This window comes from Pseudomonas sp. THAF187a, assembly GCF_009363395.1.
GTDB classification, from domain to species: Bacteria; Pseudomonadota; Gammaproteobacteria; order Pseudomonadales; family Pseudomonadaceae; genus Aquipseudomonas; species Aquipseudomonas khazarica.
Window position 1 is genome coordinate 3,123,096 of record NZ_CP045349.1, and the last position, 23,435, is coordinate 3,146,530.

A 23,435-nucleotide genomic window follows, 5' to 3' on the forward strand; every position below is an offset into this window, starting at 1 on the left:
CCTCCCCCATCAATTCATCCGAGGACCCGCCATGAACCACCTGCCCCTGCTCGTCCCAGCCCTGCTGCTGGTGCTCGGCAGCCACGCCATCGGCGCCGAGAGCGAAAGCGACGGCGTGCCACTGATCAACGGCTGCCGCATCGAACCCGAGAGCAAATGCCCCAACGCCAACCTGCGCGGGGCCGACCTGCGCAACCTGGACATGCGCCACATGGATCTCTCCGGTGCCGACCTGTCCGGCGCGGACCTGCGCCACGTCAACCTCGACCTGGCCAATCTGGAAAAAGCCACTCTGCGCGGCGCCAACCTCAACCGCGCCAGCCTGCAGCAGAGCAACCTGCGTCTGGCCGACCTCTCCGGCGCCAGCCTGGTGGCCATCGGTGGCTGGGGCCTGTTCGCCCAGGCCGCGCAATTCGAAGGCGCCGACATGCGCGCCGCCAACCTGGAGTTCGCCCGTCTTTCCGGGGCCAAGCTGCACGACGTGCAACTGCAGGCGGCCAACCTGGAAATGACCTGGCTGAGCAAGGCCGACCTCAAGGGCGCGCACCTCGAAGATGCCAACTTGCAGGAAGTGAAGCTCGGCGGCTCCAACCTGGAGAATGCCAACCTCAGCGGCGCACGGGTGCGCTTCGGCAACTTCCAGGGCGCCAACATGCCGGGGTGCGTGGCCTGCCCGAAAGGCTGGGATTGAGGCGTGCCGCGATGCCGGCCAAGGTGGACAAGCTTCGCGTTGTCCACCCTACCCATGCGTAGGGTGGATGACGCTTTCTTCATCCACCGCTAAAGATACCGTTGTCTGGACCGACTGCTGGAGAATGCCAGCCTCAGCGGTGCACTCTGGTAACGGTCGGGGCGTGGCGTCCCGAGGGCTGGGGTCGAGGTGTGACACGATGCAGGCCAAGCTGGACAAGCTTCGCGTTGTCCACCCTACCCGTTGCGTGCGCTGGATGACGCTTTCTTCATCCAGCGTTGGCCAGGCTAGTTCCGGGCAACTCGCTGCTGGCCGAGCCAGCCCCGGACGGACGCGATCACGGCGTCGGTGCGGCTCTCGCCGGCGTCGTCCCTGAACTTGTGGTCGACGTTCTCGACCAGCAGGAAATCGACGTTGCTCTTGCCCTCGCGCAGCTGCTCCGCCTGCTCGCGCGCCAGGCCAGGCGACACACTTTCGTCGCGCTCCGCCTGGACGATCAGCAACGGCGCCTCGACCTGCTGCAAGGTGGCGCGCTGGTCGAGGCTGAACATGCTCTTCCACCAGCGAAAACCGTGGCCACTCATCCGCAGGTCCATCGTCTCGGCGTTCATCACGCTGTCCCGGAACCCCAGGAACCCGGCCCTGGCCTCGTCGAGTGCCGCCGGAGGAAGCTCGCGAGCCATGCTGTACAGAACGTCGTCGTGAAAGAACCGGCCACCCCCGTTGAGGGTCACCAGCGCGCTGACGTCCTCGCGCCGAGAAGCGACCAGCGCCGCCACCACCGCGCCTTCACTGCCCCCCAGCAGCACCAGCTGCTCATAGCCGTGCTGCCCGGCCAGGGCGTCGATCACCTGCAGGTAGTCACGGGTTCTCTGCTCCGGCGAATCATGGCTGAAGTACGACTCGGGGCAGTCGGGGCTGTCCCCCGCCGGGTTCCAGGCAGTCGCGCGGGTAAGCCCGTATTTCTCCACCGTCAGGACATCGGCCCCCTCGAGCAAGGTGGAAAACTGCTCGTTGATGACTGGATTGTGCGCCACGCTGTTGCAGTCCGAGCCCTGCATCAGCACCAGCAAGGTCCGACTGCCGTTGCCATCCAGGTAGTAGGTGATGGATGAACCATCCTGGCGCGGCAACGCAGCGCTCCCGGCTGCAGAAGCGCCGCCGCTCGCCGCCAACGCCAGCATGCAGAGTGCGACAGGTATCCCTTTGTTCATGGCTATCTCCCTGATTGTCGAGCGCGCCTCGTGCCATCACGGCCGGATCGGGGTCCGCCGCGTTGCAGCAGACGAGGCCTCCTGAGTCTGCCGCGGAATCTACACCGGATCGCGGCCTCGTGCCGAGCCGATCGATTGCACGGGATTTCCGCTGGGGCGATCTCAGGCGCTCTCCATGCCCACCCGCACCACCCCACTGTCGATGGCCAGGTGCACCAGTTCGGCCTGCGAGCCGATCTGCAGCTTGTTCTTCACCAGGGTCTGGTAGTTGGACAGGGTCTTGGCGCTGATGCACAGCTTCTCGGCGATCTGCCGAGGCGGCAGGCCACGGGCGAGCATGACGAAGATCTCGAACTCGCGCTGGGTCAGTTCGCGCAGGCGCGGGTCAATCCCACCTGCGCTGGCGGGGTTGCAGGCCAGCTGGGTGGCCAGTTGCTGCTCGATGTAGGCGTGGCCGGCGGCGGTGCGCCGGACCGCCTCCACCAGCACGTCCGGCGACGAGTTCTTGGTCAGGTAGCCGATGGCGCCGGCATCCAGCGCCTGGCGCACCAGGGGCAGCTCGTCATGCATGCTGAAGAACAGGATGCGCAGCTGCGGCAGACGCTGGCGCAGGCGCCGGGTGGTTTCCAGGCCGCTGATGCCAGGCAGACCGATGTCCATGATCACCAAGTTCGGGATCTCCTCCTGCACGCGCTGCAAGGCCTGCTCGCCATCGCAGGCCTCGCGCAGCTGCACCTCCGGCAACAGGGCGCGCAACAGGCTGGCGTAACCCTGGCGCACCACGGCATGGTCGTCCACCAGCAGCACTTTCATCGCCTCGCCTCCAGGGGAATCTTCAGGCACACCGCCCAGCCTGCCTGCGGTCGGCTGTACAGGCGCAGTTCGGCACCGAGGCTGCGGCTGCGTTCTCGCATCGAGCGCAGGCCGATACCGGGGCGCAATGGCAACGTGGTGCCACGGCCATCGTCGCGGACCAGCAGGCGCAAGCCCTGGCCGCGTCGTTGCAGGCGAATGCGCACTTCGCTGGCCTCGGCGTGCCGGGCGACGTTGGTCAGCGCCTCCTGCACCAGGCGATACAGGTGCGCCTTGCTCGCCAGCGGCAGGCTGGGCAGGTGCGCCCCCAGCACCAGCCGGCAGCGGATGCCGTGCGCCTGCTGCCAGTCGACGGCCAGTTGCTGCAGCGCCACGCCAAGCTCCATGCGCTCCAGCACCACCGGATAGAGATCGCGGATCAGGCTGCGAAAGCCCTGCTGCAGGCGCTCGCAGTTGCCGTCCAGCAGGCGCGCGGTGTCCTGCACCTGCAAGGGCCGGTCGGCAACCACCTTGAGCAGGCAGGCCTGGGCGCGGATACCGCTGAGGTACTGGCCCAGGTCATCGTGCAGGGTCTGGCCGAGACGGGCGCGCTCGCGCTCCTGCAACTCCAGCAGCGCCTGGGTCAGCTCGGCGTTGTCCGCCTGGACCTGCTGCAAGGTGGTCGCCATGTCGTTGAAGTGCCCGGCCAGACGCTGCGCCTCGGCAATGCCGTGGCTCTGCAGGCGGGTGTCGAAATGGCCGGCGCCGACCTCACGCAGGCCGGTGAACAGCTCGTCCAGTACGCGCAGGCCACGGCGCACGGCGAAGCGGATGCTGAGCAGGCAGAGGATCAGGGCGAAGGTGCTGAGCAGCAGCAGTTGCAGCAGCGAATCGTAGATTTCCTCGATCTCGTCATAGGGATCGAGGGCGATACGCAGCCGGCGCCCATCGGCCAGCGGCCAGCTGTCGGCCAGCAACAGTGCCGAGCCCAGCAGGCGCTCGGCGATCCAGTGCTCGACCAGGCTCTCGCTCTGCTGCCTGGGCCGCTCGCCGGGCTGCAGCCAGCTCACGCGGATATGCCGCAGGTTCTCGGTCAGCTCGGGGCGCAGACTGTCGGGGTTGCTGCGCGCCACCTCGCCCAGGTACTCCAGCACCGCCTCGGCGGCCTGCAGCTCGCGCTGCACGTCATGGCTGGCCTGACGCAGCAGCAGCGCCAGGCCGGCCAGGGTCACCAGCATGAACAGCAGGCTGACGCACAGGTTGATGCGGCCGAGCGCGGTCATCTACTTGATCACGAAGTGACCGAGCATGCCCTTGCCTTCCAGGCCCTTGGCATAGAAGCGGAACTTACCTGGCTTGACCGGCACGAAGAAGATCTCCGCCTCGCCGGCGTCCTCGAACTCCAGCTCGGTCAGGGTCACCGCCTTGACCTCGACGCCACCGGCCTCGACCTTGCGCAGGTAGATGGACGTGGCGAACTCCGGTGCCTGGAAGGCGTATTCCTTCTGCCCGTTGGAGACGATCCGCAGCTGGTAGGCCTGGCCCGTCTCCAGCTGGTATTCGTTCTGCGACATGAAGTAGTCGCTGTCATCGTTGCCCAGCACCAGGTCAGGCAGCGCCACCGGGCGGCGGGTCAGATCACCGGCGGCGTGCAGCTGGTCGACACCGAGCAGGCTGATGATCAGCAGCAGGGGCAGCAGCAGGGCTTTGAACGTTCGCATGGCAGGCACCGTTATTGTTATGGGTCGTTGCCCGCCATGCTAAGAAGCAATGGCCCGCACCGTTCTACTACCTTGGTAGCGGACGCCTGCTACTTTGGCCAGGTTTCCCGCGCATGGCCGGTGCGGACTGGCGTGACGAACTACGACCTTCGTACGTGTACGTCGCTACCTTGGGCATATATCCCGCAGCGGTGACGCTTCCTATGCTGGCGACATCCTCTGCCGGAGTCGCCCCATGCACCGCATCAGTTGCCGCCTGCTGTTCTGCCTCGCCGCCCTCTGCGGCTCGCTGAGCGCCGTCGCAGCGAACGCGCTGCAGGTGCGCATCGGCTACCTGGCGTACCAGCCTCCACGCGGCCCGTTGCTGTCCAACGTGATCCCCGAACCGAGCGATGCGGGGCGCCGTGGCGCCGAACTGGCGATCATCGACAGCAACAGCACCGGCCGTTTCCTCAAGCAGCACTTCGAACTGCAAAGCGCCGAACTCGACACGGCGCAGGCGCTGCTCGCCGCCGCCGAACAGCAGCACCAGGCCGGCATTCGCCTGTTCGTGGTCAACGCCCCCGCCGACACCCTGCGCCAGCTCAGCCAGCGCCTGCCGGACAGCCTGCTGCTCAATGCCGGCAGCGCCGATGACAGGCTGCGCCGCGAGCAATGTCTCGGCAACGTGCTGCATACCCTGCCCAGTCGCGCCATGCTCGCCGACGCCCTGGCGCAGTTTCTCGCCGTGCGCAAATGGACGCGCTGGCTGCTGGTGACCGGCAGCAGCGAAGACGACCGCGCCTACGCCGCTGCGCTCAGGCGCGCCGCCAAGCGCTTCGGCCACCGCATCGTCGCCGAGAAGCCGTGGAGCTTCGACAACGACCAGCGGCGCAGCGCCCAGGCCGACATGCCGCTGTTCACCCAGGCCACCGAGTACGACGTGGTGCTGGTGGCCGACGAGCGCGGCGACTTCGGCGAGTACCTGCCCTACAACACCTGGTACCCGCGCCCGGTGGCCGGTACTCAGGGGCTGACGCCGACCGCCTGGCACAAGACGGTGGAAACCTTCGGCGCCGCGCAGCTGCAGAAGCGCTTCGAGGCGCTGGCCGGGCGCTGGATGAACGACCGCGATTTCGCCGCCTGGATGGCCGTGCGCAGCATCGCCGCCGCCGTGACCAGGCTGCGCGCCAGCGAGCCCGGGGCCATCCGCCGCCTGGCGCTGTCCGCCGAGCTGCCGCTGGACGGTTTCAAGGGACGCAAGCTGAGCTTCCGACCGTGGAACGGCGAACTGCGCCAACCGATCCCGCTGGTACACCCCCGCGCGCTGGTCAGCACCTCGCCACAGGACGGCTTCCTGCACCCGAACAACGAGATGGACAGCCTCGGCTACGACCGCCCGGAAGTGAAGTGCGATCTGGCAGGCACGCCTCTGTAGGAGCCGGCTTGCCGGCGATCATCGCCAGGTATCGCCCACAAGCGGGCTCAGAACACCTGTGGGAGGGGCTTCAACGGCGGCTGTCGCGGCTGAAGCCCCCCACAGAAGCAGGACTCCGCCAACAACTACAACAAGAGGATCACTCCCATGCGCCTGACCCGCCTCGCCTGCGCCGTCGCCTTCGGCCTGGCCTGCCATTCGGCCCTGGCCGCCACTGCCTACGTGTCCAACGAAAAGGACGACAGCATCAGCGTGATCGACCTGGACAGCCTGGAAGTCAGCGCCACGCTGGAGGTGGGCATGCGCCCGCGCGGCTTGCTGCTGTCCTCCGACAACAGGCTGCTGTACATCTGCGCCAGCGACTCGGATCGCGTGCAGGTGATGGACCTGGCCACGCGCAAGATCATCAAGGAGCTGCCCTCCGGCGCCGACCCCGAGCAGTTCGCCCTGCACCCCAACGACCGCTGGCTGTACATCTCCAACGAGGACGATGCGCTGGTCACCGTGGTCGACGCCCGGAGCGACGAGGTACTGGCGCAGATCGACGTGGGCGTGGAGCCCGAAGGCATGGCCGTCAGCCCGGACGGCAAGTGGGCGGTCAACACCAGCGAGACCACCAACATGCTGCACTGGATCGACACCAGCACCCAGCAACTGGTGGACAACACCCTGGTCGACCAGCGCCCGCGCCATGTCGAGTTCGACAAGGACGGCAAGCGCCTGTGGGCCTCGGCCGAGATCGGCGGCACGGTAACGGTGCTCGACGTGGACTCGCGCCAGGTGCTCAAGGTGCTCAACTTCGCCATCAAGGGCGTGCACCCGGACAAGGTGCAGCCGGTCGGGGTCAAGCTCAGCGACGATGGCAAGTACGCCTTCATCGCCCTGGGCCCGGCCAATCACGTCGCGGTCGTGGACGCCAGAAGCTACGAGATTCTCGACTATCTGCTGGTAGGCCGGCGTGTCTGGCACCTGGAGTTCACGCCGGACCAGAAGCGCCTGCTGACCACCAATGGCGTCAGTGGCGATGTCTCGGTGATCGACGTCGACAGCCTCAAGGTGACCAAGTCGATCAAGGTCGGCCGTTATCCCTGGGGCGTGGTGGTGACGCCATGACGGCACTGGCGGTGGAGGCGCTCGGCTTCGCCTACGGCGCCCGCCGGGCGCTCGACGAGCTGACCTTCGAACTGGCGCCCGGCCGCTTCGGCGCCCTGCTCGGCCCCAACGGCGCCGGCAAATCCACGCTGATCGCCCTGCTCACTCGCCTGTACGACCTGCAACAAGGCGACATCCGCATCTTCGGCCACAGCCTGCGCCACGCCCCGCGCCAGGCGCTGCGCCAGCTGGGCGTGGTGTTCCAGCAGAGCACGCTGGACCTCGACCTCTCGGTGCAGCAGAACCTCGCCTACCACGCCGCCCTGCACGGCATGCCACGACGCGAGGCACAGGCACGCATCGAAGAGGAGCTGCTGCGCCAGGATCTCGGCGAACGCCGCCACGACAAGGTGCGCACCCTCAATGGCGGCCATCGGCGCCGGGTGGAGATCGCCCGTGCCCTGCTCCATCAGCCGCGCCTGTTGCTGCTCGACGAGGCCAGCGCCGGGCTCGACCCGGCCAGCCGCCTGGCGCTGGGCAGGCACGTGCGCAACCTGTGCCGCGAACAGGGCCTGTGCGTGCTGTGGACGACCCATCTGCTCGACGAGGTCGAGCCCTCCGACGACTTGCTGATCCTCCATCACGGCCAGCGCGTGGCCTGGGGCAAGGCCGGCCAACTGGGTGATGACCTGGCCATCAGCTTCGCCCGCCTGACCGGCGATGAAGCCCTCGGCCGTGGCCATGTGCGCGAGGCGCTGCGAGCGAACCTGGATCCCCAGGCCCGCAGGAGCGGCTTCAGCCGCGAACATCCCACCGAGGAGCCGCAAGCATGAGCGCCTACTGGCAATGCCTGCGCGGCATCGTGCTACGCGAATGGCTGCGTTTCGTCCTGCAGCGCTCGCGTTTTCTCAGCGCCCTGGTGCGTCCGTTGCTCTGGCTGCTGGTGTTCGCCGCCGGCTTTCGTGCGGCGCTGGGCATCGCCATCATCGAGCCCTACGACACCTACATCACCTACGACACCTACATCGTGCCGGGCCTGGCCTGCATGATCCTGCTGTTCAACGGCATGCAGGGGTCGCTGTCGATGGTCTACGACCGCGAGATGGGCAGCATGCGCGTGCTGCTCACCAGCCCGCTGCCACGCGCCTTCCTGCTGGTGGCCAAGCTGCTGGCCACGGCGCTGATCTCGCTGCTGCAGGTGTACGCCTTCCTCGCCATCGCCTGGGTCTACGGCGTGCAACCACCGGCCTGGGGCCTGCTCGCCGCCCTGCCGGCGCTGCTGCTGGTGGCGCTGCTGCTCAGCGCGCTGGGGCTGCTGCTGTCCAATGGCATACGCCAGCTGGAGAACTTCGCCGGGGTGATGAACTTCGTCATCTTCCCCATGTTCTTCCTGTCGTCCGCGCTCTACCCGCTGTGGAAGATGCGCGAGTCCAGCGAGTGGCTGTACTGGCTGTGCGCGTTCAACCCCTTCACACACGCCGTGGAGCTGGTGCGCAACGCCCTGTACCTGCGCCTGCAGGTGGAGGCACTGCTGATCTGCATCGGCCTGAGCCTGGTGCTGACACTGCTCGCCCTGCTCACCTTCAATCCGCAGCATGCCGCCCTGCGCAAGGCCGGCTGAAACGGCGCGCCAGCCCGAGCGGTTGGCGCCTGCCACGGGCATTCGGCCGCCGCTCCGCCAGGCCTTTCTACTACTTTGGTACTGGTTTTCCTCTCCAACGTAGAATTCCCAAGCCTGCGACCATGGCCTGTAATACCGGGACAACTATAAGTAGAGACCTTGCCATGAAGTACCGTCTGCCTTTGCGTGCAGGCCTGATGCTTGCCTCGCTGCTGCTGGTCTGCCTGGTGCAGTCCGACGAGCTGTTCGACGCAGACGGCTACCGCAGCGCGCAGTACCGCAGCCCCACGCCGGAACAGCTGCAAGGCGCGCAGACGCTCGACACCCCGGCCCTGCAGCGGCTGCTGGCCGAGCAACCACGAACCACGCTGATCGACGTCTATCGACGCCCCTGGTTGCAGAGTCGCTTCATCGAGGATGCGCCCCACGCCAACCTCCCCGGCAGCCTGTGGCTGGCCAATGCCGGCGATGGCAACCTCGCGCCCCAGTGGCAGCGCTACTTCGCCCACTACCTGCAGCAGGCCAGCGGCGGCGACCAGCAGCACCCGCTGGCATTCTACTGCCGCTCCGACTGCTGGCTGAGCTGGAACGCCGCGCGCCGCGCCCATGCCCTGGGCTACCGCCAGCTCTACTGGTACCGTGACGGCATCGACGCCTGGGAGCAGGCCGGCCTGCCCCTGGTGCCGGCGCAACCTGCCGAACTGCCTGCTGCTTTCCTCACGCCCACCGCCACCCCATAATCACAACAACGAGGTGCAAGGCCATGTACAAGATTCTGATTGCCGACGACCATCCGCTGTTTCGTGAAGCCATCCATAACGTCATCGCCGACGGCTTTCCCGGTAGCGAGATCATGGAAACCGCCGACCTGGACAGCGCCCTGGAGCTGACCCAGAACCACGACGACCTGGACCTGATCCTGCTCGACCTGAACATGCCCGGCATGCACGGCCTGGGCGGGCTGATGAACCTGCGCAACGAGGCGCCGACCATTCCGGTGGTGATCGTCTCCGCCGAACAGGACAAGCAAATCGTGCTGCAGGCCATCACCTATGGTGCGGTGGGTTTCATCACCAAGTCCTCGCCACGGGCGCAGATGACCGACGCCATCGCGCAGATTCTCGACGGCAACGTCTACCTGCCGCCGGACATCATCCGCTCGCAGAAGAGCGGCAGCTCGCGCCCGCATCACGACAACCACAGCATTCCGCCGGAACTGTTGCAGGCCCTGACGCGCAAGCAGCTGCTGGTGCTCGAGCGCATGACCAAGGGCGAGTCCAACAAGCAGATCGCCTACAGCCTGGATATCGCCGAGACCACGGTGAAGGCGCATGTCTCGGCCATCCTGCGCAAGCTGGGCGTGCACAACCGGGTGCAGGCGATTCTCTCGGCCGGCGACATCGACTTCGCCTCCTACCTGCGACGCTAGCGCCAGCGTCATCCGCTTGTGCTAAAACGGCGGCCTCATTCACGGGAGTCCGCCATGCTCATCCGCCCCTTTCAACCGAGCGACGAAGCCGCCGTCGTCGACCTCTGGCAACGCTGCGACCTGACTCGCCCCTGGAACGATCCGTACAAGGACATCCAGCGCAAGCTGCAGGTGCAGCCCGAGCTGTTTCTGGTCGGCGAGATCGACGGCACCCTGGTGGCCTCGGCGATGGCCGGCTACGAAGGCCATCGTGGCTGGGTCAACTACCTGGCGGTCTGCCCGCAGCAGCGCCAGCGCGGCCTGGCGCGCCAGCTGATGGCCCATATCGAGACGCTGCTGCTGGCCATGGGCTGCCCCAAACTGAGCCTGCAGGTGCGCGACACCAACGCCGCCGCGCTGGCCTTCTACGAGCGGCTTGGCTACCAGGTCGATGCCTCGGTGAGCCTGGGCAAGCGCCTGATCGCGGATGATTGATCACACGCAGTCGTAGGGTGGATCGCGCTTCACCGATCCACCGCTGCGGTGGATGTAAAAGGCGACATCCACCCTACGGCTCTGCTTGTCGTAGGAGACCGCTTGCGGGCGATCCATGTATCCGTGGCCTGATCGCCGGCAAGCCGGCTCCTACACATACCGTCCGATTGCGACTCACGACCTGGAAATCTGCCCGCTGAGCAGGCAGCGCCCTGCGGGTATGGCCCGCGTTCAAGCCCCTGCCCCGCGCTCCATCAGGTGACTCATCGCCGTCTTCAGCTTCATCGGCCGCACCGGCTTGTGCAGCAGACTGTGGCCAAGCTCGCGCATCTGCTGCTTGAGTTCGTTGCTGTAGTTGGCGGTGATCATCAGCGCCGGCAGCGGCGCGCTGCGCCTGGCGTTGATCTGCGCCACGGCATCGACGCCGTTGCGTTCGTCGTCGAGGTGGTAGTCGGCGATCAGCAGGTCGGCCTCGGCGTGGTAGTTGTCCACCTGGCGCGCCAGGTCTTCCTCGGACAGTGCGGTAACCACGCGACAACCCCAGCCTTCGAGCAGGGTACGCATGCCGGCGCAGATCGCCGCGTCGTTATCCAGCACCCACACCCGGGCGCCGCTGAGGCGCTCGATCAGCTGATCCGGGCTGTCCTGCACGGCGCGCACGCGCGGCGCCCGGCGGGTCAGCGGCACCTCCACGGCGAACATCGAGCCACGGCCCTGCTGCGAGGCCACGCGGATGCGATGGCCGAGCATGCGCGAGATCTTGTCGACGATGGCCAGCCCCAGGCCGAGCCCGCGATCCTGCTTGCGCTGCACCGTATCGCCGCGCTTGAACTCCTGGAATATCTCGCCGAGCTTGTCCGCAGGAATGCCGATACCGCTGTCCCAGACCTCGATGGACAGGCTGTTGCCACGCCGCCGGCAGCCGAGCAGCACGCGCCCGCTGGCGGTGTAGCGGATGGCGTTGCTGAGGAAGTTGCGCAGTATCCGCGCCAGCAGCTGCACGTCACTGCGCACCAGCGCCGAGCTGGGCAGGTAATCCAGGCGCAGCCCCTCGCTGCCGGCGACCTGGCGGTATTCGGTGGCCAGGTTCTCCAGCAGCTCGCTGACGGCGAAGGGCGCGATATCCGGCTTGATCACCCCGGCATCGAGCTTGGATATGTCCACCAGCGTGCCCAGCAGGCTCTCGACATCCTCCAGCGAGTTGCTGACGTTGCGCACCAGCGGCTCGCAGCCGGAGAGATCCGGCTTCTCCAGCAGCGCGCTGGTGAACAGCCGGGCGGCGTTGAGCGGCTGCAACAGGTCATGGCTGACCGCCGCGAGAAACTTGGTCTTGGACAGGTTGGCCCGCTCCGCCTCGCCCTTGGCCTCGCGCAGGCGCGCCTCCATCTGCGTGCGCTCGTCGATCTCGCGGCGCAGCTGGTCATTGACCGTGGTCAGCTCGGTGGTCCGTTCGCGGACACGCTGCTCCAGGTGCTGATAGGCCTGGTGCAGCGCCTCGGCGGTACGCCGGCGCTCGGTGATGTCGCGGATCAGCACGAAGATCCCCACCACCTCGCCGCTGGCCAGGCGATTGGGCACGTAGGAGCGCAGCATGTAGCGCTCCTGGCCACTGTGGTTGGTCTCGGCGAACTCGAAGGTCACGCTCTCGCCGGACAGCGCCAGCTCCACGTAGGGCTCCAGGCGCTGGCAGTGCTCCTCGCTGTGCACCTCGCGCAGGCTCTGGCCGAGCATGGCGCCGCGCGGCCAGCAGTACCACTCCTCGTAGACCTTGTTGGTGAACTCGTAGACCAGATCGGCGGACAGGTAGGCGATCAGCGCCGGGACGTGGTCGGTGATCAGGCGGATCCAGCGCTCGCTCTCGCACAGCGCCTGCGCCTGCCGATGGCGCTCGGTGATATCGGTGAAGCTGTTGACGAAGCCGCCGGTGGGCAGCGGATGGGTGCGCACCTCGAGCATGCGTCCATCGAACAGGCGCACTTCCACCTGGCGCAACAACTTGCCATTGGCGTCGCGGCTTTCCGGGGTCAGCGGCTCCAGCTCGCTCTCGGCCATGACCTCGGCGAACGGCCGGTGGGCATTGATCGGTGCCAGGCCGCAGAGTTCGAGGAAGCGGTGATTCCACAGCTCCAGCGCCCCTTCGGCATTGACCATGGCCATGCCCTGCGACAGATTGTCGACCGCCCGCTGCAGCAGGCGGGACTTCTGCGCCAGCGCCTGCTCGCGGCGCAGCGCTTCGCTCTGTTTCACCTCGGTGATATCGGTGTAGAGGATCACCAGCCCGCCCTCACGGGTCGGCCGCTCGCTGACCTGGACCCAGCGCCCGTCCTGCAGGCGGAACAGGCTCGGCTCGCCCTCGCGGCCCAGTTGCGCTTCCACCACCAGCCCGGTGCTGCGGCTCAGGCGGCGAATCTCCTCCAGCCGCGTACCGGTGCCGATGCGCGCCCGGCTGCGTGCCCACAGGGCCTTGAAGCGGCTGTTGAACAGCACGATGCGCTGGCGATCGTCGAACAGTACGAAGGCGTCGGAAATGCTCTCGATGGCGTCGATCAGGTGCTGGTGGGCGGTCTCGGCACGCAGGCGCGCGTCACTGAGCAACTGGTTGCTCGACTTCAGTTCGGCCATCGCCTGGTTCAGCGCGTCGGTGCGTTCGCGCACCTGCTCCGACAGCACCACCGAATGCTGGAACGCCGCGTAGGCGTCGTCACCCCGGGAGTGGATCGACTCCACCCGTTCGATCAGCGCCGCGTTGATGCGCCTGAGCTTGGCGTTCTCCTGCTCCAGGGCCGCACAGAGGGCCTGCAGATCAGCGCTCGCCACGCCCGACAGGTCGGCCAATGGCGACACCGGTGAAGGTCTGATTGATGTGCATGCCATTGAACTGCTCTCCGTAGGTGTTGAAACCGATCACCCCCTGCTGGCGCAGCAGCGTGGCGACCGACTCGACGCCGCCGTCGTTCTCGATTTCCAGGCGCCGCAGGAAACAGTCGCAACCGATGGTCAGCAGCAGCGGCCCCAGGCGCTGTTCGAGCCCGGCGAACAGCTGCTCCAGGTTGGGCAGCAACGGGCCGGGATGCATGGCGGTGAGGACGATGCCGTTCTCCACCGCGCAGTAGAACGTCAGGCTGAGGTCGTCGTGCACCTGCTGGATGGAGCGCACGTAGTAGTGATCGCTGATGCGCACCGCCAGCGGATAGGCGGCGAACACCCGGTGATCGAGGGCATCGAGCGGAACGCCGATCAGGTCGGCGTACTCCTGCGCGGCGGGCATCGCGTTGAGTTCGTAGACCCGGCGACTGGTGCTGTCGGCACGGGTGACCACCAGCTTGTCGCCGCTGGGCTGGATGTGGTGGGTGCTGAACACCTCGAAATCCAGCCAGGTGTTGAACAGCACCACCACCGCCGCGCCACTGTGGAAACGCCCGCCGTGATAGACGTGGGTATGCGTCAGGTGGTTGTCGTCGCCCGCCGAACCGCCGAAGTGCGGGATGCTGCCGAGCGCCGCGCTGAGCGCGCCGAGCACCAGTTCCTCACGGCTGGACAGGCCATCGAGCAGGGTCAGGGCGAAGCTGTGGCCCTTGATCGAGGCCAGCTCGTTGCTGCGGCAGTCCTTGACCAGGCCGTCCACCAGGTGCTGCGCGTCGAGCAGGTTGAAGCGCTCCATCTCATCGATCAGCGCACTGGCGATGGAGAAGCAGCGCAGGTCGAAGCCCAGCGCCACCACACAGCCCCGGTCGTAGCCCTGCGGGGTGATCTCGCCGGCGCTGGTGCAGCCGACCAGGCTGACACCGCCGAAGTGCGCCTCCAGCGCCTGGCCGAGGCCGTCGAGGTCGTATTCGGCCGAGCAGAAGAACAGCACGAAGCCCAGATAGGGATGAATCAGCTGGCGCGCCAGTTCCTGGGCCGCCAGTTCCACGTCCTTCGTGCTGGATACCGCCCTGAGCACCCCTTGCGACTGTTCCAAGGCCATACCACGCCCCAATGCACCTACTGATCGAGTGGAAATTCTACGAAGCGCAGGTTGCCCACCCCATGCTACTTGAGTACTGGATCGGGCCTTCCTAGGTAGGGTGCGCCTTGCACAGCAGCCATGCAGCCGCGACGTGGCCCGGATGAAATCCGGGATGTGCACCGGAAAACGCCCCGGATTTCATCCGGGCTACAGGGCCAGGGATATGCAGCAGCCACAGACGGTAAAAGGCCGGACGGGGTCGCCCCCTGCCCGGCCTCGAACGCTGCGCGTTACCAGCTGAGTACCGCACCCACGGCGAAGGTGTCGGTGTCCTCGTTCAGGCCGCTGCCGGCGGCGGCATCGATCTGGTACTGGTTGTACTCGGCGACCAGCTTGAGGTTGTCGTTGATGGTGCGGAAGTAGGCGATGCCACGGGTCTCGTAGTCAGCCGCCACGCCCAGGCCGTTGCCATCGTCCTCGGTCTTGCCGTAGGACAGCGCCAGGCGGTTCTTGCCCCAGCTGTAGGAGCCCTGCAGCAGGTAGCCATCGCTGTCGATGTCACGCAGGGTCGGCTCGCCCAGGTTGTTGGTGAAGAACGGGTTGATGCCCTTGGCCTGGAAGCCGGAACCGGTCAGCGACAGACCGCCGAACTTGGCCTGCACACCATAACCGAGGCCCTTGGAGGTCACAGTGTCGACGGTGTCGTCGGTGTTCTCGGAGGTCTGGTAGGCGCCGTTGATCCAGGTGTAGATGGTCGAGCCGCCGACCTCGAACTGGTAGCTGACCTCGGACTCGAAACGGGGGTTCTCCTGGTAGGCCTTGCCGGTGGCGCTGTCGTCGTTGGTGTCCACCGGGTCCATGATGCCCACCGCCACGCGCAGGCCCTCGGCCAGGTTGTTGTTGCGGTAGGTGATCTGCGAAGTCGGGAAGGGGTACGGGTAGCCGGTGCCGATGTTGCCGAAGGACACGCCATTGCCGTCCACCAGGCCCAGGGTGTCGGAGACGTTGCCGTAGCCGGCCAGCAGTTCGTCGAGGAAGATGTTGGAGCGCGAGAACAGGCCGAAGTCCTTGCCCACCAGCACCTCGCCCCATTCCGGGTTGGAGACGGTGCCGTAGAACTGGCGAACGTCGATGGCGGTATCGGTGCCGTTGGTTTCGCTGTCGTTGATGGTGACCCAGAAGGACGAGCGCCCGGTCAGCTTGAGGTCATCGATCTGCTTGCCGAAGTTGAAACCGATCCAGTTGGGCAGGAAGCCCATCTTCACCCGTGACTGACGGCGGTCGAACTGGTCGCCATCGCGATCCACGTCGCTGTTGACGTAGAAGGCGTTGATATAACCGTCGGTGGAGAAAGTGGTGTCGTCCTGGTCGTACAGGACGATCTCGGCGGCAGCCTGCTGCGCGGTCGCCAGGGCGACGGCGGTGGCCAGGGTCAGGGGCAGAAGTCGAGTGATGGCGATCTTGTTGTTGTGCATAACGCTCTCCGCTTGAGTGGCGACCGCCAGGGCGGTCGTGTCGGAGGCGATTATCGAAAGCGCGCCCTGACGGCCATACGCTGCCTTGGCAGCGTTTGCCTGCTGCTTTGGCCTGGAGTGACCGGCCCGCTTCAGGCGGCTCGCGACCAGCCTGCTACCGGTAGCGGGAGAAAGGTCGTAGTACCCGCCAGCCCTTGGATGTAGAACGACGGCGCACGGCGTCTGCCAGGCGCGGCGAACGCAGGCACGGGAAACGCCCGGGGCTCGCCGAGCGGCCACGGGTTCGATAGGGAGAGGGAAAAACGGGCGCAGCCTAGACCGGCGTCGCGGCTCCACTGGCCAGCACACGCCAGTCATCGGCGCGCAGCAGGTGCCGGTGCGCGCGCAGCAGATCGCGGGGCGTCAAGGCGGCCATTGCCCGCTGCAGCCTTTGCGGGTGCGCCTCGGGCAGCCCGGCCAGGTGCAGCTGCCACAGTTGCTCGGCGCGTGCCCGGTTGGTGGTGGCCGGGGCCAGCGCCAGCTGCAATGCATCGCGCTCAGCGGACAGCGCCGCGTCGTCCAGTGCGGCGAGCGACTGGCATTGCTCATCGAGAAACGCGCGGATATGGGCAAAGATGCCTGGCGCATCGCAGCACGGAGACTGCAGGGCGAACAGCAAGCCGCGGCAGCCCTGGACCTGGCGAAAGCCGGCGAACAAGGCATAGCCCAGCTGCAGCTCGCCCCGCAGGCGCCGGTAGAAACGCCCCTGCAGCACCTGCCCGAGCAGGCGCCAGGCCGCCTCGGTGCGTGCATCGCGGGCAGGCAGCGGACAGAACAGTAGCAACGCCGCATCCGCACCCGGCTGCGCCAGGCGCTGCCAGTCGAGACCTCGCGCCGCATCCGTGCATGGCGGCATGTCCGGCAGCGGCTCGACGGCCGCGCACAGCCCGGCCAGCTGCGCCTGCCCGGCGTCCGCCAGGCCGACGCTCAACCCTTGCAGCCGGGGTGCAGCGGGCAGCTCGCACAGCTGCGGCAGGCGCTGCAACAGATCACGCAGCAGCAGGCCCTGTGCCTCCGGTTCGGCCAGCTCATCCAGCGGCGCCAGCAACACCGGCAGCAGCAGGCCACTGAATGCAGGCAACAGCGCTGCGGGCCCATGCAGCTCCAGGCTCCAGCCGGAGGCCTGCACGCTCAACTGGCTGCCGATGCCAAGCCGCTCGCCGCGCCAGCGCAGATCGGCGCTGCGTGCTTGCAGGGTGACCTCCAGGGCCGCCACGTCTGCCGTCGCCGAACAGGGGCCGCGCCAGCAGAGAGCGGCGGGGCCGCCCTCGGCCTGCCCCGGATGATGTCGCAGCTTCGCCACCGGCAGAACGGCCGCTGCCGCGCTGGCGCCAGCCAGCAGCGGCTCATCGCAGGACAGTTGCCATGTGTACGCTGGTGCCGGCACTGGCGATCGCTCCGCCAGTGCCCGCAACGGCAGATCCAGGCCGATGGCGGGCCAACTTGGCTGCGCCTGGTCGCCGCAGTGCAGTTCGAACAGACCGTCACCCTGCGCCAGGGCCGCCAGCAGAGCGTTCAGGTCTCGCAGCGTCTGGTCGTCATCCTGCGCGGGCGTCTGCAGGTGTTGAGCCAGCGCCAGCGGCCCGAGGCCGAGCGACCGGAGAGCGGCTGCCTGTTGCTGATGCTGCAGGCGCGACGGCCAGTACGCATGGCCCTGCAGGTGCGCGGCCCAATCCTGCACGACGGCGCGCAGGACGCCGCCCTGCTCCGCCGTGGCGCCGGCAAGGTCGAGGCGCAGCAGGCACTGCCCCGCGTGCTGGTACAGCACCCGCGCCTGCAATTGCCGGCACAGCCGCCGTTCCCGCAGCGCCGCCAGCAGGCCCCCGGGCGCAGGGTCATGCAGCGCGTCCAGCAACAGCGTCAGGGCGACCTCACAGCTACCGGCAGCGAGTTGCGCAGCAAGCCCCAGGTGCAGCGCAGGGCGCGCCTGCTGCAAACACAAGCGCGTTGCGCGCAGCGGCAGGAGGTCGGCCGGCGACGCGGAACCGGCGCCGCCCTCGCCCCCTGGCAGCGCCCCGAGCAAGGTCTCGGCGATGGCCAGCAACTGTTCCGCAGGTTGTGGCCCGACCAGGGTCAGGCACATGCACCCGGCCCGGAAGTAGCGCCGATGGTGCGCCCGCAGCGCCTGCTGAAAATGCGGCGACTCCACGGCCAGGGTACGGCGATCCCCGGCCAGGAACTCGCCACAGCGATGCCCGGCGGCCAGTGCCTGCCCCAGTGCGTGATCGATGCGACTGTCGCCATCCTGGCTGCGTGCCTGGTACTCGGCATGCAGCACGTCGCGCTCGCGCAGCTGCGCCTCGCTCTCCAGCAGCGGCCAGCAGAGCATATCCAGCAGGCGGGCCAGCGCCGGCTGCAGTTGCGCGGCCGGTAGCTCGCAGACGAAATCCGTATGCCGCGCCCGGGTCGAGGCATTGACCAGGCCGCCATGGCGCTGGGCGAAGGCCATCAGCCCCTGCTCGCCCGGGTAATCGCGGCTGCCGAGAAACAGCAGGTGCTCGAGAAAGTGCGCCAGGCCGGGGTACTCCGGCGGCTCGTCATGGCTGCCGGCCGCCACCCGCAGGCACAAGCCGACGCGCTGCGCCCAGGGCTGCCGCTGCACGCATAGCTGTGCGCCGTTGGTCAGATGACGGGAAACCAGATGGGAGTGGGGCATTGGCTGATCTCGGTGCAGCTTGTCGCCGAGCGTGCCTCAGGCGCCATGGCCCAGCCATGCTGCTTTGGACCAGCCAGGCCAGCACTTTGGTCGCAGATGCTGGCAGCAGGAAAGTCGACGACAGCCCTCCGTCATAGATGGGCTTGCTGTTAGAATACGCGCCCGTTTTTTGCCAACCCGTTACAACGTCGCCATGTCCCAGGAATCCAACCAGCCAGCTCCCCTGTCCCGCCGCTTCTCCGTGGCACCGATGATGGACTGGACGGACCGTCACTGCCGCTACTTCCTGCGCCAGCTGTCGCGCCATGCCCTGCTCTACACCGAGATGGTGACGACAGGTGCGCTGATCCACGGTGATCGCGAGCGCTTCCTGCGCTACAGCGAGTGCGAACACCCACTGGCCCTGCAACTGGGTGGCAGCAACCCGCAGGACCTGGCGACCTGCGCGAAGATGGCCGAAGAACACGGCTATGACGAGGTGAACCTGAACGTCGGCTGCCCCAGCGACCGGGTGCAGAACAACATGATCGGCGCCTGCCTGATGGGCCACCCGGCGCTGGTGGCGGACTGCGTGAAGGCCATGCAGGATGCCGTGAGCATCCCGGTGACGGTGAAGCACCGCATCGGCATCAATGGTCGCGACAGCTATGCCGAGCTGTGCGACTTCGTCGGCCAGGTGCGTGATGCCGGCTGCCGCAGCTTCACCGTGCACGCGCGCATCGCCATCCTCGAAGGCCTGTCGCCCAAGGAGAACCGCGAGATTCCGCCGCTGCGCTACGACATCGCCGCCCAGCTCAAGCAGGACTTCCCCGACCTCGAGATCGTCCTCAATGGCGGCATCAAGACCCTGGAGGAATGCGAGCAGCACCTGCAAACGTTCGATGGCGTGATGCTCGGCCGCGAGGCCTATCACAACCCCTTCCTGCTGGCGCAGGTCGACCAGCGCCTGTTCGGCGCGCCAGGCAATGGCATCACGCGCCTGGACGCCCTGCTCGCCATGCGTCCCTACGTGGAGCAACACCTGCGCGATGGCGGCACCCTGCACCACATCAGCCGTCACGTACTCGGCCTGGCCCAGGGCTTTCCTGGCGCACGCCGCTTCCGCCAGTTGCTGTCGACCGACCTGAACAAGGTCCAGGACCCGCTGGGCCTGCTCGATCAGGCAGCCGAACTGCTGCGCGGACACTGAGCCGGTGTCACCAGGCGATAGCGGCTGCGCCCTGTCGCCCGGACCATGCCGTTGTCTTCCATGCGCCGCAGGACCTGGCGCACGCTGACCAGGGACAGCGGCTCGCCGGCGTCACATAGCTGCTGATGCAGCTCGCGGGCGGATACGCCCTGCTCCTCATCCGCCACGCACAGCGCCTCCACCACCTTGAGCCGGGGCATGCTGAAGCGCAGCCCGACCGCCTGTAGCCATTCACGACACTGGCGCGTGTCCGGCACACCTTCGAGTGAACGAGAGGGCTGGGTCTGGGTCGACATAATTCGGGTTCCTTGGCTGCTCGTTACAAGTCGGACTCCACCGACTCAGGGGCGTTCTACCACGCCTGTATAGATAAAGACGAACGAGCGAGCAAAAAGCGCATCCCACGCAGGTAAATTTTGTCAGTGACCCGACCGTTGAGCGCCCGGAGCGCCTCGGGTAAGGTCATGCCATCCGCAACGACAAGGCCACGTCATGACCTCCAAGCTGGAACAACTCAAGCAGTTCACCACCGTAGTCGCTGACACCGGCGACCTCGACGCCATCGCTCGCCTGCAACCGGTGGACGCCACCACCAACCCGTCGCTGCTGCTCAAGGCCGCGGCCTTGCCCCGCTATGCCAACCTCCTGCGCCAGGCCGTCAACGCGGGCAAGGGGGACCTGGGCCTGACGTGCGATCACTTTGCCGTCGCGGTCGGTCAGGAGATTCTCAAGGTCATCCCGGGGCGTATCTCGACCGAGGTCGACGCACGCCTGTCATTCGACACCGAGGCCACCCTGCAGCGTGCCGAACGCCTGATCGGTCTCTACGAAAAAGCGGGAATCGGCCGCGAACGCGTGCTGATCAAGATCGCTTCGACCTGGGAAGGCATTCGCGCGGCCGAACGCCTGGAGAAAGCGGGCGTACAGACCAACCTGACCCTGCTGTTCGCCTTCGCCCAGGCCCAGGCCTGCGCCGATGCCGGCGTGTTCCTCATCTCGCCGTTCGTGGGGCGCATCTACGACTGGTACAAGAAGGCCGAAGGCCGCGACTTCGTCGGCAGTGAAGACCCGGGCGTGCAGTCGGTCACCCGCATCTACGACTACTACAAGCACAATGGCTATGACACGGTGGTGATGGGCGCGAGCTTCCGCAACCTCGGCCAGATCGAAGCACTGGCTGGCTGCGACCGCCTGACCATCAGCCCCGAGCTGCTGCAGAAACTGGCCGAGGACGACGGCCAGCTGAGCCGCCAGCTGGCGCCGGGGGCAGCGGGCGAGCCGCGCCAGAGTCTCGATCAGAGCGGCTTCCGCTGGGCGCTGAACGAAGACGCGATGGCCACCGAGAAACTGGCCGAGGGCATTCGTCTGTTCGCCCGCGACCAGGAAAAGCTCGAGGCGCTGCTGACTGCCACGGCCTGAATGAAAAAGGGGGGCGTCAGCCACGCTGACGCCCCCTTTCGAATACGCCCGAGGTCAGTGCCGTTCGAGCGCGCTGACCAGATCGTGAAAGGCCTCGCGATTGGAATCGTTGAGCCCCATCAGGATACGGTGCGCTTCCAGCACCTTGGCCTTGACCACTTCCTCGGACTGATCCTGCGAAGGCAGGTCGTCCAGGCACTCCGGGCAAGGGATCGGCCGGTTGACGATATTGAACACCTGATCGAAGCCCATGGACTCCAGCAGGCGGGTGATATCGTCGTGCGTGGTCACGACGGTGGGCAACAGGCCAACCTTCTGCCGGGACAGAATGGACAGTTTCGCCAGCAAACCGAGTGTGGTGCTATCGATACTGCGGGTTTCGGTCAGGTCGATGACGATGGCCGAAAAATTCAGTGCGGTAAAAATCTTTTCAATCGTGGCATCCAGCGCTGAACACAATGTCAGCCGGACTTCACCGACGAACTTCAGGACGAAGGTACCGTCCTGCTCGGCGAATTGGATGCGACCGGGGCTCATCCCAGGATTCATGCAAGGTTCCTGCTCAACACCAGCAAGGCGATATCATCCGGCATCTCGCCCAGATTGGCCAGACCGAGAACTTGACGCAAACCACTCAGGGTACCGCCAGCCTGGCTAAGCAGTTGTGGCAGCACCAGTTCCTTGTCTTTCAGGGTATCTCCCGGCAACAGGTCGAGGATGCCATCGGACAACAGGGTCAGGCTGAACGACTCGGGTAGCGCCATGACCAGGTCGTTGTATTCGGCCTCTTCGAACAGACCGACCGGCAGACCGCGCCCCTCCAGATAGCGGGCCTGGCCGTTCTCGAACAGCACGGGCAGCGGCAGGTGGCCACCGACGCTGTAGGTCAGCGTACCGCTGTCCTGGTCGATCACCCCGCCGAGCATGGTCACGTGCTTGCCCAGCTTGCAGTTGATCAGCCCACGGTTGATGTGGCCGAGCACGTCCGAGGGCTTGAACTCCGGCAGCCCGCCGCCGCGACGCCACTCGTAGAGCAGGCGCGTGGTCATGAACTTGAGCAGCACGGTGACGAACGCGGAGGACGCGCCGTGCCCGGAAACGTCCGCCAGATAGAAGGCGATGCGCCGTTCGTCGATACGGAAGTAGTCGACGAAGTCACCGGAGAGGTACAGCGACGGAATGATCTGGTGCGCGAAGGTCAGGTCATCCACCTGCCAGGGCGTCACCGGCAGCATGTTCATCTGCACCTGGCGCCCGGCGTTCTGGTCTTCCTGCAGCAGGTGCAGGCTGGCCTGCAGCTCGCGGTTGGCCGCTTCGAGCTTGTCGCGGTAGCGCTGGTTTTCCTGGCGCAGGCGATAGCGGTCGAGCGCTCGGTTTACCGAGTGCTCGAGCACGGCCAGGTCTTCCAGGGGCTTGATCAGGTAATCGGCCGCGCCCAGGCGCAGGGCCTCGACGGCATCGTTCATCACGCCGGCCCCAGACACCACGATGACCGGCACTTCGATGCCCAGCGCATTGATTCGGCGGATCAGCTCGAGTCCGTCGACCTGCGGCATGCGCAGGTCACAGATCATCAGGTCGGGGTGTTCCTGCTGAAAGACTTCCAGCCCCTGCAAACCGTTATTGGCCTGCAACACCTTGAAGCCGCTGTCTTCGAGATAGGCCGCGAGGCTTGCACGCACGACGTCGTCGTCGTCGATGATCAGCAGAGTGGCACTGGTTTTGTGCATGGTGTATCCAGGCAAACTGCGCCAGGGCAATTTTTGGTCACTGCCCGTAGCGCGGCGCCGCATCGGTGGCGCCAGGGCGATTTCAAGGGGCAGACGGTACTCCCATCTGTCCAGCGATTCAAGCCGGGACCGGTCGTCGTTCGGCGGCTTTACAGGTCAAATCGGCGGGGGTTATAAGAGCCGCGGGAGAGCTCATAAGAAGAGGACAGGGTCCATGAGTCAGAACGATCGAGCGTACAGCGAGAAACGCGACTACATCCGCATGCGATTGGAAGCTCCAGTCATCCTCCATCATGCTGGCCGGGAAATCCCGGCAATGTGCCTGGATCTCTCCAGTACCGGCATGCAAATCGAGGCCGAAGTCACCTTGAGCATGGGCGACAAGGTCAAGGTCCACATCCCCTCAGAACACAACGAGCTGGCGGGCCTCGATGCCCAGGCCGAGGTGGTGCGCATCAGTGACCTCGAGGACGGCCGTCAGTCGCTTGGGCTGGCCATCCTCTCCATGAGCTGAAATCTGCCCTTAC

General features: G+C 66.4%; 22 protein-coding genes. 11 read left to right on the plus strand and 11 right to left on the minus strand.

What is annotated here, in order from left to right; genetic code table 11:
* The first annotated feature begins 31 nt into the window (after nucleotides 1-31).
* Nucleotides 32-691: a pentapeptide repeat-containing protein gene (locus tag FIV02_RS14570; RefSeq protein WP_152489028.1), complete on the plus strand. Its 660-nt coding sequence runs from the start codon at nucleotides 32-34 to the stop codon at nucleotides 689-691.
* 287 nt (nucleotides 692-978) lie between these two features.
* Here FIV02_RS14570 and FIV02_RS14575 read toward each other — a convergent pair whose 3' ends face one another.
* The 4 genes from FIV02_RS14575 to FIV02_RS14590 all read right to left on the minus strand — a co-directional run bounded on the left by FIV02_RS14575 (nucleotide 979) and on the right by FIV02_RS14590 (nucleotide 4,418).
* Nucleotides 979-1,905, minus strand: a complete 927-nt coding sequence (locus FIV02_RS14575; RefSeq protein WP_218571694.1) for an alpha/beta fold hydrolase — start codon at nucleotides 1,903-1,905, stop codon at nucleotides 979-981.
* A gap of 162 nt (nucleotides 1,906-2,067) precedes the next feature.
* A complete protein-coding gene (locus tag FIV02_RS14580; protein WP_047589406.1) occupies nucleotides 2,068-2,718 on the minus strand; it encodes a response regulator transcription factor in 651 nt (216 codons plus the stop codon).
* Entirely contained in the window at nucleotides 2,715-3,980 is a 1,266-nt protein-coding gene (locus FIV02_RS14585) for a sensor histidine kinase (RefSeq protein ID WP_152489029.1), read from the minus strand. Before FIV02_RS14585 ends, FIV02_RS14580 begins: the two co-directional genes overlap by 4 nt.
* Nucleotides 3,981-4,418 (minus strand): copper-binding protein, encoded by a 438-nt coding sequence (locus FIV02_RS14590; protein ID WP_037057201.1) that lies wholly within the window; start codon nucleotides 4,416-4,418, stop codon nucleotides 3,981-3,983.
* A 235-nt stretch (nucleotides 4,419-4,653) separates the two neighbouring features.
* Here FIV02_RS14590 and FIV02_RS14595 point away from each other — a divergent pair, with 235 nt between their 5' ends.
* The 7 genes from FIV02_RS14595 to FIV02_RS14625 all read left to right on the plus strand — a co-directional run bounded on the left by FIV02_RS14595 (nucleotide 4,654) and on the right by FIV02_RS14625 (nucleotide 10,451).
* Nucleotides 4,654-5,835: an ABC transporter substrate-binding protein gene (locus FIV02_RS14595; protein ID WP_152489030.1), complete on the plus strand. Its 1,182-nt coding sequence runs from the start codon at nucleotides 4,654-4,656 to the stop codon at nucleotides 5,833-5,835.
* A gap of 147 nt (nucleotides 5,836-5,982) precedes the next feature.
* Nucleotides 5,983-6,948: a YVTN family beta-propeller repeat protein gene (locus tag FIV02_RS14600; protein WP_152489031.1), complete on the plus strand. Its 966-nt coding sequence runs from the start codon at nucleotides 5,983-5,985 to the stop codon at nucleotides 6,946-6,948.
* Nucleotides 6,945-7,760 carry an ABC transporter ATP-binding protein gene (locus FIV02_RS14605; protein WP_152489032.1) on the plus strand — a complete coding sequence of 272 codons (816 nt, stop codon included), beginning with the start codon at nucleotides 6,945-6,947 and terminating at the stop codon, nucleotides 7,758-7,760. The genes FIV02_RS14600 and FIV02_RS14605 overlap by 4 nt, the downstream gene beginning before the upstream one ends.
* Complete coding sequence (locus tag FIV02_RS14610) at nucleotides 7,757-8,548, plus strand: ABC transporter permease (RefSeq protein WP_152489033.1); 792 nt, start codon at nucleotides 7,757-7,759, stop codon at nucleotides 8,546-8,548. The genes FIV02_RS14605 and FIV02_RS14610 overlap by 4 nt, the downstream gene beginning before the upstream one ends.
* A gap of 164 nt (nucleotides 8,549-8,712) precedes the next feature.
* Nucleotides 8,713-9,288, plus strand: coding sequence for a PQQ-dependent catabolism-associated CXXCW motif protein (locus FIV02_RS14615; RefSeq protein WP_152489034.1), 576 nt, complete (start codon nucleotides 8,713-8,715; stop codon nucleotides 9,286-9,288).
* 23 nt (nucleotides 9,289-9,311) lie between these two features.
* Nucleotides 9,312-9,977, plus strand: a complete 666-nt coding sequence (locus FIV02_RS14620; RefSeq protein ID WP_037057181.1) for a response regulator transcription factor — start codon at nucleotides 9,312-9,314, stop codon at nucleotides 9,975-9,977.
* Between the two features lie 54 nt (nucleotides 9,978-10,031).
* Nucleotides 10,032-10,451 carry a GNAT family acetyltransferase gene (locus tag FIV02_RS14625; RefSeq protein WP_047589423.1) on the plus strand — a complete coding sequence of 140 codons (420 nt, stop codon included), beginning with the start codon at nucleotides 10,032-10,034 and terminating at the stop codon, nucleotides 10,449-10,451.
* Nucleotides 10,452-10,682: 231 nt separating this feature from the next.
* On the opposite strand, the gene nahK is transcribed toward FIV02_RS14625, so the two are convergent.
* The 4 genes from nahK to pqqF form a co-directional block, all read right to left on the minus strand.
* Nucleotides 10,683-13,325 carry a hybrid sensor histidine kinase/response regulator NahK/ErcS' gene (nahK, locus tag FIV02_RS14630; protein WP_172979161.1) on the minus strand — a complete coding sequence of 881 codons (2,643 nt, stop codon included), beginning with the start codon at nucleotides 13,323-13,325 and terminating at the stop codon, nucleotides 10,683-10,685.
* Nucleotides 13,255-14,418 carry a nitric oxide-sensing protein NosP gene (gene nosP, locus FIV02_RS14635; protein ID WP_037050727.1) on the minus strand — a complete coding sequence of 388 codons (1,164 nt, stop codon included), beginning with the start codon at nucleotides 14,416-14,418 and terminating at the stop codon, nucleotides 13,255-13,257. The genes nahK and nosP overlap by 71 nt, the downstream gene beginning before the upstream one ends.
* A gap of 272 nt (nucleotides 14,419-14,690) precedes the next feature.
* Complete coding sequence (locus tag FIV02_RS14640) at nucleotides 14,691-15,875, minus strand: porin (protein ID WP_047589428.1); 1,185 nt, start codon at nucleotides 15,873-15,875, stop codon at nucleotides 14,691-14,693.
* A 313-nt stretch (nucleotides 15,876-16,188) separates the two neighbouring features.
* A complete protein-coding gene (gene pqqF / locus FIV02_RS14645; protein WP_152489036.1) occupies nucleotides 16,189-18,570 on the minus strand; it encodes a pyrroloquinoline quinone biosynthesis protein PqqF in 2,382 nt (793 codons plus the stop codon).
* Between the two features lie 193 nt (nucleotides 18,571-18,763).
* Between pqqF and dusA the strand changes: the two genes are divergently transcribed.
* Nucleotides 18,764-19,759, plus strand: a complete 996-nt coding sequence (dusA, locus tag FIV02_RS14650) for a tRNA dihydrouridine(20/20a) synthase DusA (RefSeq protein WP_152489037.1) — start codon at nucleotides 18,764-18,766, stop codon at nucleotides 19,757-19,759.
* Here dusA and FIV02_RS14655 read toward each other — a convergent pair.
* Nucleotides 19,729-20,055 (minus strand): transcriptional repressor, encoded by a 327-nt coding sequence (locus FIV02_RS14655; protein WP_152489038.1) that lies wholly within the window; start codon nucleotides 20,053-20,055, stop codon nucleotides 19,729-19,731. The two genes, dusA and FIV02_RS14655, sit on opposite strands and share 31 nt — an antisense overlap.
* Nucleotides 20,056-20,251: 196 nt before the next feature.
* Here FIV02_RS14655 and tal point away from each other — a divergent pair, with 196 nt between their 5' ends.
* Nucleotides 20,252-21,178, plus strand: a complete 927-nt coding sequence (gene tal, locus FIV02_RS14660; protein WP_152489039.1) for a transaldolase — start codon at nucleotides 20,252-20,254, stop codon at nucleotides 21,176-21,178.
* A 54-nt stretch (nucleotides 21,179-21,232) separates the two neighbouring features.
* Here tal and rssC read toward each other — a convergent pair whose 3' ends face one another.
* Together rssC and rssB are read right to left on the minus strand one after the other, a co-directional pair.
* Nucleotides 21,233-21,715, minus strand: coding sequence for an anti-sigma factor antagonist RssC (gene rssC / locus FIV02_RS14665; protein ID WP_037050692.1), 483 nt, complete (start codon nucleotides 21,713-21,715; stop codon nucleotides 21,233-21,235).
* 8 nt (nucleotides 21,716-21,723) lie between these two features.
* Complete coding sequence (gene rssB, locus FIV02_RS14670; protein ID WP_037050690.1) at nucleotides 21,724-22,908, minus strand: two-component system response regulator RssB; 1,185 nt, start codon at nucleotides 22,906-22,908, stop codon at nucleotides 21,724-21,726.
* A gap of 214 nt (nucleotides 22,909-23,122) precedes the next feature.
* Between rssB and FIV02_RS14675 the strand changes: the two genes are divergently transcribed.
* Nucleotides 23,123-23,422: a PilZ domain-containing protein gene (locus FIV02_RS14675; RefSeq protein WP_037050688.1), complete on the plus strand. Its 300-nt coding sequence runs from the start codon at nucleotides 23,123-23,125 to the stop codon at nucleotides 23,420-23,422.
* Nucleotides 23,423-23,435 lie beyond the last annotated feature (13 nt).

Bases quoted from the DNA above. Each gene is read 5' to 3' on its own strand.
- FIV02_RS14570 (WP_152489028.1), top strand. From the start codon at position 32: ATGAACCACCTGCCCCTGCTCGTCCCAGCCCTGCTGCTGGTGCTCGGC.
- FIV02_RS14575 (WP_218571694.1), bottom strand. From the start codon at position 1,905: ATGAACAAAGGGATACCTGTCGCACTCTGCATGCTGGCGTTGGCGGCG.
- FIV02_RS14580 (WP_047589406.1), bottom strand. From the start codon at position 2,718: ATGAAAGTGCTGCTGGTGGACGACCATGCCGTGGTGCGCCAGGGTTAC.
- FIV02_RS14585 (WP_152489029.1), bottom strand. From the start codon at position 3,980: ATGACCGCGCTCGGCCGCATCAACCTGTGCGTCAGCCTGCTGTTCATG.
- FIV02_RS14590 (WP_037057201.1), bottom strand. From the start codon at position 4,418: ATGCGAACGTTCAAAGCCCTGCTGCTGCCCCTGCTGCTGATCATCAGC.
- FIV02_RS14595 (WP_152489030.1), top strand. From the start codon at position 4,654: ATGCACCGCATCAGTTGCCGCCTGCTGTTCTGCCTCGCCGCCCTCTGC.
- FIV02_RS14600 (WP_152489031.1), top strand. From the start codon at position 5,983: ATGCGCCTGACCCGCCTCGCCTGCGCCGTCGCCTTCGGCCTGGCCTGC.
- FIV02_RS14605 (WP_152489032.1), top strand. From the start codon at position 6,945: ATGACGGCACTGGCGGTGGAGGCGCTCGGCTTCGCCTACGGCGCCCGC.
- FIV02_RS14610 (WP_152489033.1), top strand. From the start codon at position 7,757: ATGAGCGCCTACTGGCAATGCCTGCGCGGCATCGTGCTACGCGAATGG.
- FIV02_RS14615 (WP_152489034.1), top strand. From the start codon at position 8,713: ATGAAGTACCGTCTGCCTTTGCGTGCAGGCCTGATGCTTGCCTCGCTG.
- FIV02_RS14620 (WP_037057181.1), top strand. From the start codon at position 9,312: ATGTACAAGATTCTGATTGCCGACGACCATCCGCTGTTTCGTGAAGCC.
- FIV02_RS14625 (WP_047589423.1), top strand. From the start codon at position 10,032: ATGCTCATCCGCCCCTTTCAACCGAGCGACGAAGCCGCCGTCGTCGAC.
- nahK (WP_172979161.1), bottom strand. From the start codon at position 13,325: ATGGCATGCACATCAATCAGACCTTCACCGGTGTCGCCATTGGCCGAC.
- nosP (WP_037050727.1), bottom strand. From the start codon at position 14,418: ATGGCCTTGGAACAGTCGCAAGGGGTGCTCAGGGCGGTATCCAGCACG.
- FIV02_RS14640 (WP_047589428.1), bottom strand. From the start codon at position 15,875: ATGCACAACAACAAGATCGCCATCACTCGACTTCTGCCCCTGACCCTG.
- pqqF (WP_152489036.1), bottom strand. From the start codon at position 18,570: ATGCCCCACTCCCATCTGGTTTCCCGTCATCTGACCAACGGCGCACAG.
- dusA (WP_152489037.1), top strand. From the start codon at position 18,764: ATGTCCCAGGAATCCAACCAGCCAGCTCCCCTGTCCCGCCGCTTCTCC.
- FIV02_RS14655 (WP_152489038.1), bottom strand. From the start codon at position 20,055: ATGTCGACCCAGACCCAGCCCTCTCGTTCACTCGAAGGTGTGCCGGAC.
- tal (WP_152489039.1), top strand. From the start codon at position 20,252: ATGACCTCCAAGCTGGAACAACTCAAGCAGTTCACCACCGTAGTCGCT.
- rssC (WP_037050692.1), bottom strand. From the start codon at position 21,715: ATGAGCCCCGGTCGCATCCAATTCGCCGAGCAGGACGGTACCTTCGTC.
- rssB (WP_037050690.1), bottom strand. From the start codon at position 22,908: ATGCACAAAACCAGTGCCACTCTGCTGATCATCGACGACGACGACGTC.
- FIV02_RS14675 (WP_037050688.1), top strand. From the start codon at position 23,123: ATGAGTCAGAACGATCGAGCGTACAGCGAGAAACGCGACTACATCCGC.